Source organism: Pseudomonas canadensis (genome assembly GCF_000503215.1).
In the GTDB taxonomy this organism is placed as follows: domain Bacteria; phylum Pseudomonadota; class Gammaproteobacteria; order Pseudomonadales; family Pseudomonadaceae; genus Aquipseudomonas; species Aquipseudomonas canadensis.
This window is the reverse complement of record NZ_AYTD01000011.1, coordinates 283,701-298,734: the sequence shown is the minus strand read 5'-3', so window position 1 is coordinate 298,734 and position 15,034 is coordinate 283,701. Positions and strand designations below refer to the sequence as shown.

The following is a 15,034-nucleotide window of genomic DNA, read 5'->3' as shown; positions in this document are numbered from 1 at the left end:
CTGTAGGAAGCGTGGGTAAAACAAAACAGGCTCAGAAAAACCTCATTGTTGCGGATCAGTTTTAAGCCGTACGTTGAGCGACTGCATCTGCCATGATCAGGCTTCGCAACCTGGCTCACCCAAGGAGATCCGCAATGGACGATGTACAACAACTGGGCGAGATGCTTCGTCATTACGCAGACAGCGAAGCGCATAAAAAACAGCAATTCGATCTGCAGTCGGCCCGTTGGGCGCAAAAGCTCAATGAGTTGTTCGGCCAGATCGAACAGTGGCTTGAGCCGGTAAAGACGGTCGGGTTGCTGGAGGTGCATCGTGAGGCGTATGTCGCCAGCGGCCCCAGCGTGCCGGTGGAGACATCGACGTTCAAGACCGAGAAACTGACGGTGCAGATCACCGGCAAACCGGTGGAATTCGTGCCAGACGTGATGGGCGTGGGCGGATTGATCTCCGTGTCGGTCATGGGCTTGACCGCTGCGCGGCACGGCAGCGTTTCGCTGGTGCTGCCGGCGGATAAAAACGATTGGCTGTGGAAGAAGACCAATGGCCTGAAAGACCCGGACACCTTTGGTTTCGACGCGAATTTCCTGGCGTCGCAGTTGCAGAGCCTGATTCCACGCGAACGTGCCTGAACCTCTGGCGGTAGGCGCAGGGCTATTTTCCCAGGATTTGCTATACCTACAGCTCACTGTTCCAGCGCCGACCGCCAGGGAGTTCATCGATGAAACTAAGGCTATTGATCAGCACGCTGTGCATTACTTCGCTTGGACTGGCGGGTTGTGCCAGCAAGATTACGCAACCGGATGAATACTCCGGTTTCCTCTCGGACTACAGCCAACTAAAGGAAGCCAAGTCGCCTTCCGGCGCTGAAGTGATGCGCTGGGTCGATCCTCAATTGGATTTAAAGCGCTATAGCGCTGTGTATATCGAGCCCACGCAGTTTTACCCCAAACCCCAGGCAACGGCGAAAATTCCGGACAGCACCCTGCACGGTATCAACAATTACTTCAACCAGGCGCTCAAGCGTGAGCTGGTCAAGTCGCTGCCCCTGGCCGAGGGCCCCGGCCCGGGTGTGATCGTGGTGCGCGCGGCCATCACCGCAGTCAGCAGCAAGACCGAAGGGCTCAAACCCTATGAGTTTGTACCCGTCGCACTGGTCGCTGCCGCCGTCAGTACCGGCACTGGCATCCGTGACCAGGAAACCACCCTGGGCACGGAGGCGCAGTTTCTCGACGGCGCCAGCGGCAAGGTACTCGCTCAGGTGGTGCGCAAAGGTACCGGCAAGCCGCTGGCCAATGATTCGCAAGTGATGAAAGCGGAGGATGTGAAAGGCGTGATCGATGGCTGGGCGTCGGACCTGCACCAGTCGTTCGTCAAGCTCAAAAAGCACTGAGCCCAGCGCTGGCCGGCGTGTTGTGAAAACAACCGCCGGCCAGGCAGCATTACTTGAGCGGCGTCAACGGCGGCAGTTTCCACTGGCCGTTAGCCACCTCCGGCTTGGGCAGGTAAATGCGCAGTACGGCATAGAAGGGCGCAGGCGGTGCGGGCAACCAGTTGCTCTGTTCAGCCTTGGGCGGCTCGTGGTGCTGCAACGCCAGGGTCAGCCCACCGTCAGCATCACGCTTGAGGTTAGGCAGCATCCGCGAATTGATCAGGTAGCGTTTCTTGTGGTTGGGCGCCAATTGCCCGGTCTTGGCCTCGTACATGGTCAGTGACCAGAACGCATCGGCCGGCGGTAGTTGGTCTTTGGCAAAATGGACGGTGTAGCTGTGACGCGCACCGTTGGCCGGCTTGCCTTCGCTGTCGACCGCGTAGGTCAGGTAGGCAACTTCGTCTGGCGAGTTGCCGAACAGGCGCAGGTTGGCCCCGGCGTACCGATACAGGTAATTGTTTTTCAGGCGGTCACGGCTGCCATGCAGTTCACCACTGGTTACTTGATGGGTATCGAGCTTGTCTTTCTTGAACGCTGCAAACTCGGCCTTGGCGTCTGCGATGCCGTCTTCCAGGGCTTTGCGTTGTTCGGCGCTCAGTTGGCCGACCTTGAACGGCTCACCCGGCGCGATGCCGATCTTGGCAAAGCGAGACAGCACGTCTTTCTCGCTGTCCTGAGGCTTGGCGTAGGCCAGCATAAAGTTCAGGTATCGAAACAGTTGCGGGCTGTCTGTCATGGCTGCCGTGGGCTTGGGCCATTCGATTTTAGCCACCTTGGCCGGCATAGGTTGTTTCACGTAGCCGCTCAGCGGCTGCACCTTATAGCCGTTCTGGATCTGTTTGACTTTGGTCAGGTCTTTTTCGTCAAACAACTGCGTGCGGTAGAGCGCATACACCAGGTTGCTTTCGCTATAGATCACCCGGTCTATGTCCACCGGCTGCTGACCCTTCCAGTCAGGCCCCGCGATCATGTAGTGGCCGCCATTGTTTCCAGTGTTTCGGGTACCCAGGTAGGCGATGTTCTGGCTATAGAGATCGATCAACTGCACTGAGTAATACCGATCGTCTTCGATCCGGGGCAACGTCAGTACCAGTGGCTCCCTGCGCAGATCCATCCAGACGAAGGAGTAGGGCGTGTCCGGGTTGGGCTTGAGTTGCGACGTGTCTTTAGGCCCCAGCACCTGAGCGGAGTGACTAATACGGTTAATCGGCGTTTTGAAACCTGTGCCACCTTGATCAACGGCCTGGGTATAGAGCGTCTTGTACATCTCAACGACCGGGTAGCCGTATAGATAGGCTTCCTTGGCGATCGCCCGGGCTTCGCCTGGGGTGGCGGTGAAGTCCGCCCAGACGCCGGTGCTCATGAGTATCGAGAGGCTCGCCAACAGCAGGCGCGTCGGTTTTCCAATCATGTCGTTGCGTCCTTCGTGAGTGCGTTTTGAAGAATAGGGCTGAGTGGCGCGGGGAGGCGTTGAGTTTCCGGTTTTCTTGGCCGAAGGTCACGTTAATCTCTGTACGTTTGACGCAAAAATGCCGCCCATGCAGGCGGCACTCAAGAGCGAACGGGCATTAATGCTATGGCAGCATCGATTTGACTTTGACGCGTAATTGATCGATCGAGAACGGTTTGGCGATCAGCTGCATGCCGTCAGACACGTCGATATTCTCGGCATAACCGCTGGCGAACAGGATGGGCAGTGCAGGGCGCAATGCGCGCACTTTGGTCGCCAGTTGCTTGCCGTTCATGTCCGGCAGGCCGACGTCGGTCATCATCAGGTCGATGGTGTTATCGGTGTTCTGCACCTGCGCCAACGCCTCTTCAGCATTGGCTGCTTCCAGCACAGTGAACTCCAACTCCTCCAAGACATCGACGATGAGCATGCGCACGATGTCATCGTCTTCGACGACAAGGATGGTGGAGGTGACTGCGGACATAATATGAAATTCCCAAAAAAAGACGAGGGTTTACACGCGGCCGTTCTGACAGGCCTCTTCCTTGAGTAAGCGCGCACTCATGACAAGTTCCCGCGGGCCGTAAAAACAATGCGATAGAAAAGCCATAGAGAATAGCCTGTTCTTTTATAGGAATCAGTACAAAACCGTTCCAGAAAAATGGTCTTGCCAGCCACTTTGGGGCAAACTCCCGGTTTTTCCACACTTGGCCAAGGCATGCCCATGACTCCAGCGTCGTCCGTCGATGAAAAGAGCTTTCGTAACCTCCTGAGCCGAAACGTCGCGCTGCCCTTGAGTGTGGGCGTGCTCAGCGCGGTGTTCTTCGTAGTGCTGATCACCTATCTGTTGTCGGTGATCCAGTGGGTTGAACACACCGATCGGGTGATCAATAACCTCAACGAGTCGTCCAAGCTGACCGTTGACTTGGAAACCGGCATGCGCGGCTTTCTGATCACGGGTGACGAGCATTTCCTCGACCCCTACGAAGTGGCCAAGCCGCGCATCATTGCCGATTTGCGCAATTTGCAGGACCTGGTGGCCGACAACCCACAACAGGTGGATCGCCTCAAACGCTTGGAAGCCCTGCAACTCGAGTGGAACAAATACGCCCAGTCGATGATTGATATGCAGCGTGAGAGCGGTGACTACCGCAGCGCCGTCAAGGCCGGTCGTGGCAAGCGCCTGACGGACGAGATCCGCAAGGAATACGACGACGCGGTGGCGATGGAGCAGCAGTTTCGCATCTCCCGGAATGAAGAGGTTACCCGTACCACGGTGATCAGTGTCACCTTGTACTTGGCGTTCGTACTGGGGTTGAGTGGTTTTCTGGCCTACATCGGACGCAAGAATTTAATCTCACTATCAGAGAGTTACAGCGATAACCTCGCGTCACAACAGAAGATTGCGCGGCGCCTGGAACAACAAGCCTGGCTGCGCAATGGCCAGACCGAACTGGCCGAGCAGGTGCTCGGCCAGCTCACCCTGAACATGCTGGGCCGCAATATCCTGCAATTCTTTGCCCAGTACATGGGCTCGGTCGTCGCCGCGCTGTACGTGCGTGAAGAACATGGCGGCCTCAAGCGCGTGGCCACCTATGGTTTCTCCCGCGAGCAGGAGCAGCAGGAACAGTCGATCTACAGCGACGAGGGCATCGTTGGGCAGTCCGCCAACCTGGGTCGCCTGATTCGCCTGGATGACGTTCCGGTGGATTACTTCAAAGTCAGCTCCGGCCTGGGTGAAAGCGCTACCCGCAGTGTACTGGTGGTGCCGACCAACAATGACGAGCGGGTCAACGGAGTGCTTGAGCTGGGGTTCCTGCGCCCTCTGGAAGAGCGCGACGTCGAGCTCCTGGAGCTGATTTCCGGCAATATCGGCACCTCCATCGAAGCCGCCCGCTATCGCCAGCGCTTGCAGGAAGTGCTGGCCGAGACACAGCAGCTCAACGAAGAGCTGCAAGTGCAGCAGGAAGAGCTCAAGACCGCCAACGAAGAGCTGGAAGAACAGTCACGCATCCTCAAGGAATCCCAGGCCCACCTGGAAACCCAGCAGGCGGAGCTGGAGCAGACCAACGAGCAGTTGGCCGAGCAGACCGAAACCCTGGCCGAACAACGTGACGCCATGGACCGCAAGAACGTTGAACTGAACCAGGCTCAACTTGAGCTGGAAGATCGCGCTGAAGAACTGCAGCGTTCCAGCAAGTACAAGTCCGAATTCCTCGCCAACATGTCCCACGAGCTGCGTACACCGCTGAACAGCTCGCTGATCCTGGCCAAGCTGCTGGCCGAGAACCCCCAGGAAAACCTCAGCGCTGAACAGGTCAAGTTCGCCGAGTCGATCTACTCCGCCGGTAATGACCTGCTCAACCTGATCAACGACATCCTCGACATCTCCAAGGTTGAGGCCGGCAAGCTGGAAATGCGACCGGAGAATTCCAGCGTTGCACGCCTTGTCGACGGCCTGCGTGGCATGTTCGAGCCGCTGGCGGCCGATCGCAAACTGGCCTTCCAGGTGGAGGTGCAGGAAGGCGCGCCGGGCATGTTGTTCACGGATCGCCAGCGCCTGGAGCAGATCCTCAAGAACCTGCTGTCCAACGCGGTCAAATTCACCGAACAGGGCGAGGTCAGCCTGTCAGTGTCCCGCGCACCGGGGGAGGGCATTGCCTTTGCCGTGCGCGATTCCGGCATTGGCATTGCGCCGGATCAGCAGGAAAGCATCTTCGAAGCCTTCCGTCAGGCGGATGGCACCACCAACCGTCGCTACGGTGGCACCGGCCTGGGCCTGTCGATTTCCCGCGACCTGGCGACCTTGCTGGGAGGCTACATCAGCGTGACCAGCGAGCCGGGCAAGGGCAGCATTTTCACGCTGATCCTGCCGGAACAGTATGTCGAGCGCGAAGAAGACGCTGCCCCCATCGAACAACCGCGCCAAGTGGTGGTGACGCCTGCGCCGACACCCGTGAAGGTGTCCCCGATGCCAGTGGCCGACGCCAAGCTGATCCCGCGCTTTGCCGACGACCGCGACAAGGCGCCGTTCACCACGCGCTGCATCCTGGTGGTGGAAGACGAGCCGAACTTCGCCCGTATCCTCTTCGACCTGGCCCATGAGCTGGGCTACAACTGCCTGGTGGCCCACGGCGCGGACGAAGGCTACAGCCTGGCCGAGGAATACGTACCCGATGCGATCCTGCTGGACATGCGCCTGCCGGACCATTCCGGGCTGACCGTGCTGCAACGCCTGAAAGAACATGCCAGCACCCGGCATATCCCGGTGCACGTGATTTCCGTGGAAGACCGCGTCGAAGCCGCCATGCACATGGGCGCCATCGGCTATGCGGTCAAGCCGACCACTCGCGAAGAGCTCAAGGACGTGTTCGCGCGCCTGGAAGCCAAGCTGACCCAGAAGGTCAAGCGCGTGCTTCTGGTTGAGGACGATGACCTGCAACGCGACAGCATTGCGCGCCTGATCGGCGACGATGACATCGAGATCACCGACGTGGGCTACGCCCAGGCTGCCTTGGACCTGCTGCGCACGAATATCTACGACTGCATGATCATCGACCTCAAGCTGCCAGACATGCTTGGCAACGAGCTGCTCAAGCGCATGGCGACCGAGGACATCTGCTCATTCCCACCCGTGATCGTCTACACCGGGCGCAACCTGACCCGCGATGAAGAGGCTGAGCTGCGCAAGTATTCGCGCTCGATCATCATCAAAGGTGCACGTTCGCCGGAGCGCTTGCTGGATGAAGTGACACTCTTTCTGCACAAAGTCGAATCCCAGCTGTCCCATGACCGCCAGAAGATGCTCAAGACCGCCCGCAGCCGCGATAAGGTCTTTGAGGGGCGTAAAATCCTGCTGGTGGACGACGATGTGCGCAACATCTTCGCCCTGACCAGCGCCTTGGAGCACAAAGGTGCAGTGGTGGTGATCGGGCGTAATGGCCGTGAAGCCATCGACAAACTCAATGAAGTCGAGGATATCGACCTGGTGCTGATGGACGTGATGATGCCGGAAATGGACGGTTACGAGGCCACCGCCTTGATCCGCCAGGACCCACGCTGGAAGAAGCTGCCGATCATCGCCGTGACGGCCAAGGCCATGAAGGACGATCAGGAGCGCTGTCTCGCGGCCGGTTCCAATGATTACCTGGCCAAGCCGATTGATCTGGACCGTCTGTTCTCACTGATTCGCGTCTGGCTACCGAAGATGGAACGCATTTAAGTGGAGCGAAGTTTCTTGGAAAAAAGCAGCGACATTGAGCTGCGCCTGTTGATCGAGGCGATTTACCTCAAGTACAGCTACGACTTCCGCGATTACTCCGGGGCGTCGGTGAAGCGGCGCGTGGCCCATGCCTTGCGCCAGTTCGATTGTGCGACCATTTCCGCCTTGCAGGAGCGTGTGCTGCACGACCCGGCGGCGTTCATGCAGTTGCTGCAGTTCCTGACGATTCCGGTGAGCGAGATGTTCCGTGACCCGTCGCACTTCCTGGCGATCCGTCAGGAAGTGGTACCGCTGCTCAAGACTTACCCGTCGATCAAGATCTGGATTGCCGGCTGCAGCACGGGCGAGGAGGTGTACTCCATGGCCATCCTGCTGCGCGAGGAGGGTTTGCTGGAGCGTACGATCATCTACGCCACCGACATCAACCCGGCGTCCCTGGACAAGGCCAAGCAGGGTATTTTTTCCCTGGAGAACGTACGCGCCTACACCGCCAACTATCAGCAGGCCGGTGGACAACGTTCATTTGCCGACTACTACACCGCGGCTTACGATTACGCGATATTCGATAAAACGCTGCGCGAAAATGTCACCTTTGCCGATCACAGCTTGGCGACCGACAGTGTATTCTCAGAAACTCAATTAATTTCGTGCCGTAACGTACTGATTTATTTCAATAAAAAATTGCAGGATCGCGCGTTTGGATTGTTCCATGAGTCGCTGTGCCATCGCGGCTTCCTGGTGCTGGGCAGCAAGGAGACCCTGGATTTCTCCGCCTACGGCAAACAGTTCGAACCCTTGGTCAAACAGGAACGGATCTACCGCAAACTATGAATCAAGCGGCTGCCAGCCCGGCATCGGTCCGGGGCATAGAAGCGATCGTCATCGGCGCCTCCGCCGGTGGCGTGGAGGCGTTGCTGACGATTTTCGCCGAGCTGCCTGCCGATTTCGGCTTGCCGATCATCACCGTGCTGCACTTGCCGGACGAGCGTCGCAGCCAACTGGCTGAAGTGTTCGACCGCCGCGTCGCCATGCCCGTGGTGGAAGCCCGTGACAAGGAAGTGATCAAGCCGGGCACCCTGTATTTTGCCGGCCCTGGCTATCACCTTTCGGTCGAGCATGACCGCAGCCTGTCCTTGAGCCAGGAAGACCGCGTGCACCACTCGCGGCCGGCGATTGATTACCTCTTTGAATCCGCCGCCGATGCCTATGGCACGGGCTTGCTTGCCATTCTGTTGACCGGCGCCAACCAGGACGGCGCGCGCGGCTTGGCCCATGTCAAGCAACAAGGTGGAACCACTGTGGTGCAAGAGCCCACAGAAGCACGCGTTGCCGTCATGCCCCTTGCAGCCCTGGCGCTCCACACACCCGACCACATTCTGACGCTGAGCCACATTGGCTCATTGCTGGCTTCCCTGGAATATTCCCCATGTTAAGTACTGTCCAGGCCAAACTGCTGATCGTCGACGATCTGCCGGAAAACCTGCTGGCCCTTGAAGCGCTGATCAAGCGCGAGGACCGCCATGTGTTCAAGGCATTGAGTGCCGACGAGGCCTTGTCCCTGTTGCTGGAGCATGAGTTCGCCATGGCGATTCTCGATGTGCAGATGCCCGGCATGAATGGTTTCGAGCTGGCCGAATTGATGCGCGGTACCGAGAAAACCAAGAACATCCCGATCGTGTTTGTCAGCGCGGCCGGCCGCGAACTCAATTACGCGTTCAAGGGTTACGAGAGCGGCGCCGTGGATTTCCTGCACAAGCCGCTGGATATTCACGCGGTGAAGAGCAAGGTCAACGTGTTCGTCGACCTGTTCCGCCAAAGCAAGGCCATGAAGCAACAGGTCGAGGCCCTGGAGCGCAGCCGTCGCGAGCAGGAACTGCTGCTGACGCGCCTGCAGGCGACCCAGGCCGAGCTGGAGCAGGCCGTGCGCATGCGTGACGACTTCATGTCGATCGTCGCCCACGAAGTGCGTACGCCCCTCAACGGCCTGATCCTCGAGACCCAGTTGCGCAAGATGCACCTGGCCCGTGACAATGCCGCCGCGTTCACCCTGGACAAGATGCACGCCATGGTCGACCGCGATGAGCGCCAGATCCAGAGCCTGATCCGCCTGATCGAAGACATGCTCGATGTCTCGCGCATCCGCACCGGCAAGCTGTCAATACGTCCGGCCCACTTCGACCTGACCCAATTGGTGAGCAATCTGGTGGAGAACTTCGCCCCCCAGGTCGCCGCAGCGGATTCTTCCATGATACTGGTTGCCGACGGCCCGGTGGAAGGCAACTGGGATGAGTTCCGTATCGAACAGGTAGTGACCAACCTGCTGACCAACGCCCTGCGCTACGGGGCCAAGAGCCCGGTGGAGGTGCGCGTGTACAGAGAGCATGGCGAGGCGCGGGTAGAGGTGCGCGACCATGGGATCGGCATCAGCGAAGAAAACCAGAAGCGTATTTTCCAACAGTTTGAGCGCGTGTCCGCCAGCCAAGTGGCTGCGGGCCTGGGCCTCGGGCTGTTCATTTCCGAGCAGATCGTTGCAGCCCATGGTGGCACCATCGAGGTCGAGAGCCAGATAGGCGAGGGCGCCTTGTTCCGGGTATGCCTGCCGTTGCAGGCCGCGGCATGAATTCAATCGTCACCTCGACGCAACCTCTGCGTGACCCCATGGTCGTAACTGCAGCAACTGACCGGACTAAGGCCTCCCATGAGTGAAGATGCACAAGATGTCGTACTGATCGTCGAGGACGACGAATCCATTATGTTTGTGCTGGGTGAATACCTGGCTGGCCTGGGCTATCGGGTATTGAAGGCGATCAATGGGGAGCAAGCCTTTGAAATCCTGGCGACCAAGCCGCACCTGGATTTGATGGTGACGGACTACCGTTTGCCGGGCGGGATTTCCGGCGTGCAGATTGCCGAGCCGGCGATCAAGTTGCGACCGGAATTGAAGGTTATTTTCATCAGCGGTTACCCGCAGGAAATCCTCGACTGCAACAGCCCGATCACGCGCAACGCGCCTATCCTGGCCAAGCCGTTTGACCTGGATACGTTGCAGGAGCATATACAGCGGTTGTTGGCGTGACACGTCCTTGTGTCAATCAATGGACTCAGTCCGCGCGGTCAAACACTTCAGCCTTGGCGCGAGAATCAAGCACCTGAGGCACATGCCCGCCTTCGATCAGGTCAAACGTCCCATCTGGCTTGACATCAATGCCGGAGGCGGTGGCGATCGTGGCGGAGGCGGGTTGTCGCTTCATGATGTTCAGTAACACAGTCTCACCGTTATGGCTTTGCCCTAGCGCACTGCCCAGCCCGGAGGTGGACCTGCTTAGATCGCCTCCCACGAAAATCACTTTTCCGCCACCCGCCAAGGATGCATCCAGCTCTTTGAGTACACGATATTGTTCGGTACTTGGAACGCCGCCTTGAAAGTGCATCAATGTGCGCTTGCCGTAGATCCCCTCTTTAAGGTCGGTAAGTACGGCAATGGCCGTGCAATCACTGATCCCCCTAGTGCGAATTATCGAGGTGGAATCTGTGGCGGTGACATTTATATAGTCCGACATGTGGACTTCGTGGAAGGTGGCGGCGGGGGGAGTGTCGCCTTGGGGCTTCGTAATCGCCGCCTCCCTTGTCGGGATTCCATCCGTGGTGCCGGTCGGTTTCAGCACAGTAATGCGCTTGTCATAAAGCCCTTTGACGTTACGGGTGTCAAAGGTTGCGGCGCTCATCCACGACGCCTCGAACTCACTGATCTTGAATTCAAGCGTGTTGCGATCGGCGCTGTGCGTTTTATAGGGCGCCGGAAGTTTCTTGTCATTGAATATTCTATCCAAGCCGCGACGCATCATCTTTTCGCTCGAGAACTCGGCAACGCCATAGTTGGGATCGTAAAAAAAGAATGTTTTATTTGTGCCATCCGACGTCACACCCGCCAGCATTGCGTGGTCAGGTGTCTCGATCATAAAGGTCTTGTTACCGTCGGCGCGCGCCAAATCTTTCACCATGTCTTGATAGGATACTTGGTGGGGTGCCTTGCCGATGTGGATCGTATCCGGGTGGCCCACGGATTGTTGTAGTCGAGCCAACGAGCGCTTGAATGTTCTCGATGCTTCTTCTGTGGGCTTTGCAGCTGCGGCATATACATTGTCAAGAAAGATCCGCTCTTTACCCTCTGCCTTGGCGGACGCAAAGGCCCGTGAAAGGCCTGCACATTGCCCCTGGGAAAGCGGGTTGGTTTGGCTAAGGTAAAGCGTTTGAGGAACTGGGGTAAACGTGCCGCCCACGGAATTTACATGCGTGTCGAACATCTGTGCGCCCTTGAACCCATGCTGGACGGCCAGTCTTTCCTGCTGACGGACTAACGTACCGACTTCCTCTGCCGTTCGGCCGGGACGAATCGCCAGCTTTATGACGTCTTCTGATTTCATGCCGTTGGTGTAGCCCTCAATACGTTGCGGATCGCCTTGATCGTACCCCCGCTTATACGCTGCACTGGGCACCCCATCGCCTTGGTGAGTATCGAGCAACCGTCCCCACTCTCTTCGCGCTTGGATAGATGCCGCTGATGGAGACGTAACTGTAGTCTCCCAAGCGCCAAGCTCACGTGCGTTGCCCCGAATAGACGGTTGGAAGTCATCCAGTGCTTTGCCATAGGGACGCAGGGAGTCCGTATCAAAGGCATACCATTTATTATCCTGAAGCACAGCAATGCCATTGGAAACTGACCCGCCTGCCTTGTAAGTTCCCACCGCAGCTGCATCAAATTGTTTGCTTGCGGCCACTAAATCGTAGTTGTTCAACCCTTTCAATTGTCGGATGTCTTGAGCCGCATCGGAGATGACGCGTTTTCCGGCGCTCACCACACCACGTCCACCCGCTCGCAGTAAATCCACGGTACCGTCAAGCGGGTTCACCAGGCTGACCGCACCCAGCCCGACGGATTTTGTTATCCGTAAGGCCTTGCCTCCCGCAGAGGCGGCACTGGATGCCACTTTCGCCACTTTACCAGCCGTGCCAGCCCCGACTGTCAGTACGCCAAATATATCGAGGGACAAGTCAATGATGCCTTCCCCGATATTGCCATTGATGAAGTTGTTGATAGCCGACCTGAACGGGATCAGGTTAAGCAGGATCTCACCCAGTTTCTTGTAGAACGGTACTTCGGACTCAAACGTCGTGAGACCACGGGCCTGGGCTTCGAGTGATCGCCATGTGCTGGTATGTTTGGCAACTGTTACGCCGATCAGCGTTGTTCTCAGGCTGGCGAAGCTATTCAATGGCCCTGCGCCATCCGCTGTTTCTTGCCTCAAGTCGTCGCGAATGGAAAGGGCGATGGGTTCCATGGAACGATAAGGCGTATTGACGTTAAGTGGCACGCCGTCGTAAATACCAGGGCCGGGCTGGATGCCGGATGGAAAATCACCCAGGTCCCGGCGCTTTTCGAGCGTGTTTTTCTGAACATTGAGTTCATACGTGTGAGGGATTCCGTCGCGTATGACTTTCAACAGAACAGGCTTGCCCTTCTTGACCGGTTGTACTTTAGGCTCGTTGCCCACAAGTGCAATATCTTGCAGACCTCTCATCTCGCTGAAAGCAGAAATACTTCCCAACTCAATATTCTTGCGATCTTCCAGGGGCAACTGCGCAATCAAGTTTTTGACCTGGGTGACGACGCTTTTGTCCAAGGCAAGGCCAAAGGCTTTGTATTGAGTCGCAAACTCTGTGGTTATGTTCTTCAGGTCCTTGGTCTTACTCAGTACATCCTCAATCGTGAAGTTTGGCGTATTGGCCTCGGAGCGGCCACGGCCTCTGGCCGGCGGTGTATAGGAGGCGAGTCGCCAGGCGTTGGTCCCATTGGACCTGCCCCTTACATTCGGCGCTTTTGGCGGGTTATGGAGCATGTTTTCCATGTACAGGTCCAGAAGCGAATAAGGGCCTTCTCGATCCCTGTCGTATTTGTCGAGCACTATGCATTTCAATTCCAGGCGCACGTCATCCCCCAGTGCCTTGCGCAACGCTGCCAGGGCAAGCTCCTTGCGGGAAGAAGGTGCAAGCGTGCGTTGTGCTTCGGACGCACCGCGCAACTCGGTTACTTGCGCGTTATAGGCATCGGTGATTGTTGCCATGTCCGCAGGCGACGTGACGCTTGTGACGATGCTGTTAGTAAGACCCCACTCCTTGAGCGCCTCGTACTGGCTGACGTATTCGATCTTGCGCTGGGCATCGGAGACGGGCGCAATGTCCCCCGACATCATCACGTCCGCATAACTCATCGTCGCCGTCGCACCAGGCGCCTGCGCCTCGATACGGGCCACCGCCGTGCTAAAGCTCACGTGGGCAGGAGAGCCGTGGGTGAGCGTCGGCGGAATATCCTTCACCAGTAACTCCGGCGCCTTCGAGGCCAATCGCAAATGTGCTTGAACCAGTGCCCTCTCGGGAGATGAGGCCTCACGTACGCGGTAGTACAAGTGGTCGGCCACTCGCTGGAGCGTTCCCGATAACGGCTTGCCTTTGAGTTGCTGGCCAGCGAGGTCAAAGCCCGAAATGTGCTTTTGCGGTAAGGCACGCTGGGTCAGTAGATCCCCTACGTTCACGTTTAAGGCAGCCAATAACCAGTCGTTGATACTGCCTTTGACTGACAGTGTGTCGAACTTGGCCTGGATCGCAGTGCCCAGTGCCTGGCCCTTGGGTGACTGAATGAGCCGGTCAATCAGTTGTCGCGGCTTGCGCAGTTCGGACGGATCTATGGCAACACCCTGCATCAATGCCTCCAGCACTCCACCGGTGGTCCCGACGTTCAGATCGCCCACATTGCCGTGCAGCAAAAACGCCAACAATTGGCGCTGGCTGCCTGCATCAAGGGGTTGAGGCCAGGACAAGGCCCCACCATAGTTGCCATTGATCGGGCTGTGGAGGGTGGGTGTCAGCAGGTAAATTTTGAGGTTTTCCACCTCTTGAGCAGTCCCGGGGAGGTTGATCCCATGGTACTCAAGTAAATCTTTAAGGGTATTCAAGCCAGTTCCCGCGCGCCCCCAGTCTTGGGTATATGAGGAGTCGGGATGAGCCTCGAAAGGGGTCCCATTCAAATACTGGGAAAGGGTGGAGGCTTCACGCGTGCCCGACCTCAGTTCTTCACCCAGATTCTCCAGCCACTTGGCGGCCTCGTGCCGGTCGTGCATATTTCCCAGCAGGGTTTTCTGGCGGTTGAGTGCGTCTTCACTGCGTTGCTCGTGGACGTTGGAAAACGCGACGGGATCCAGCGTCGAAAAGGATTTGTCGCGCTCCAACTCGGCTGCGCGTTGCTGGAAAGCGGAAGGTGAGTGCAGCGCCTGTTCGAAGTAAAACTGCCCAACCAGCCAGGCCGGTGCGCGATCGATGTTCGTTGGGTGTGGCGGGCTGAAGGGCAGGCTTCTGCTGGAGACGGCCCTACCGGCTTCCATCAGCGGGCCTCTGACTGCGGCCCACGCTGGGTCCCCGTTTCCGGCGATGTCTGTACCACGCGCTGTCGTTTGGAAATAGATTCGCCCGGCAGTTGGCAGTATTTTGATCGTGCCAGTTGCACTGCTGTCACGTCTCCATGCAATAAAGTCGGGCGATTGAGCGGCTTCACCCAGCTGCTTCCACCACTGTCCGAACGTGGAGTGCGCCGGGACATCAACCATAATCGCATTGTCGTTGACGGGGACGCCTGTAAAACCGCTCAACGCCTTGCCATAGTTTTGTGCCAGTAAACTATCGCCGTGGGCACGAGACGACTCATCGCCAGCCGGAGAGGGTACGTCTGCGCGTCTGGCTTCAGAGCGTGCTTGTGTTACAGGCGCCTCAGTATGAGTGGAGAGAGGCAACAGCGAGGTGCGCGATAAACTATTCGTAATCGTCATGGCATTTGGACTCGATCTTGGGAACTGAGGCCCACTGGGTACAGATTCTGATTACC

General features: G+C 57.8%; 10 protein-coding genes. 7 read left to right on the top strand and 3 right to left on the bottom strand.

All coding sequences use genetic code 11. The features are described 5' to 3' along the window. Window positions 1-134: 134 nt before the first annotated feature. Both U367_RS0106380 and U367_RS0106375 read left to right on the top strand, forming a co-directional pair. On the top strand, window positions 135-629 hold the full coding sequence (locus U367_RS0106380; RefSeq protein WP_028616194.1) for a hypothetical protein: 495 nt from the start codon (window positions 135-137) through the stop codon (window positions 627-629). Window positions 630-718: 89 nt separating this feature from the next. After that, window positions 719-1,390: a DUF3313 domain-containing protein gene (locus U367_RS0106375; protein ID WP_028616193.1), complete on the top strand. Its 672-nt coding sequence runs from the start codon at window positions 719-721 to the stop codon at window positions 1,388-1,390. 49 nt (window positions 1,391-1,439) lie between these two features. Here U367_RS0106375 and U367_RS0106370 read toward each other — a convergent pair whose 3' ends face one another. Both U367_RS0106370 and U367_RS0106365 read right to left on the bottom strand, forming a co-directional pair. Beyond that, the gene (locus U367_RS0106370; RefSeq protein WP_028616192.1) at window positions 1,440-2,840 is read right to left on the bottom strand and encodes a DUF1254 domain-containing protein; all 1,401 of its coding nucleotides are present in this window, start codon (window positions 2,838-2,840) and stop codon (window positions 1,440-1,442) included. 163 nt (window positions 2,841-3,003) lie between these two features. Beyond that, window positions 3,004-3,363, bottom strand: coding sequence for a response regulator (locus tag U367_RS0106365; RefSeq protein WP_028616191.1), 360 nt, complete (start codon window positions 3,361-3,363; stop codon window positions 3,004-3,006). 240 nt (window positions 3,364-3,603) lie between these two features. Here U367_RS0106365 and U367_RS0106360 point away from each other — a divergent pair, with 240 nt between their 5' ends. The 5 genes from U367_RS0106360 (at window position 3,604) to U367_RS0106340 (ending at window position 10,177) form a co-directional block, all read left to right on the top strand. Continuing rightward, the gene (locus U367_RS0106360) at window positions 3,604-7,101 is read left to right on the top strand and encodes a response regulator (protein ID WP_028616190.1); all 3,498 of its coding nucleotides are present in this window, start codon (window positions 3,604-3,606) and stop codon (window positions 7,099-7,101) included. Continuing rightward, on the top strand, window positions 7,102-7,932 hold the full coding sequence (locus U367_RS0106355; RefSeq protein WP_012724198.1) for a CheR family methyltransferase: 831 nt from the start codon (window positions 7,102-7,104) through the stop codon (window positions 7,930-7,932). Next, the gene (locus U367_RS0106350) at window positions 7,929-8,534 is read left to right on the top strand and encodes a chemotaxis protein CheB (RefSeq protein WP_028616188.1); all 606 of its coding nucleotides are present in this window, start codon (window positions 7,929-7,931) and stop codon (window positions 8,532-8,534) included. Before U367_RS0106355 ends, U367_RS0106350 begins: the two co-directional genes overlap by 4 nt. Continuing rightward, window positions 8,528-9,721 carry a hybrid sensor histidine kinase/response regulator gene (locus U367_RS0106345; RefSeq protein WP_028616187.1) on the top strand — a complete coding sequence of 398 codons (1,194 nt, stop codon included), beginning with the start codon at window positions 8,528-8,530 and terminating at the stop codon, window positions 9,719-9,721. The genes U367_RS0106350 and U367_RS0106345 overlap by 7 nt, the downstream gene beginning before the upstream one ends. Before the next feature lie 78 nt (window positions 9,722-9,799). Continuing rightward, window positions 9,800-10,177 (top strand): response regulator, encoded by a 378-nt coding sequence (locus U367_RS0106340; RefSeq protein WP_027605876.1) that lies wholly within the window; start codon window positions 9,800-9,802, stop codon window positions 10,175-10,177. A 25-nt stretch (window positions 10,178-10,202) separates the two neighbouring features. Here U367_RS0106340 and U367_RS0106335 read toward each other — a convergent pair whose 3' ends face one another. Continuing rightward, window positions 10,203-14,978, bottom strand: coding sequence for a hypothetical protein (locus U367_RS0106335; RefSeq protein ID WP_028616186.1), 4,776 nt, complete (start codon window positions 14,976-14,978; stop codon window positions 10,203-10,205). Window positions 14,979-15,034: the final 56 nt, after the last annotated feature.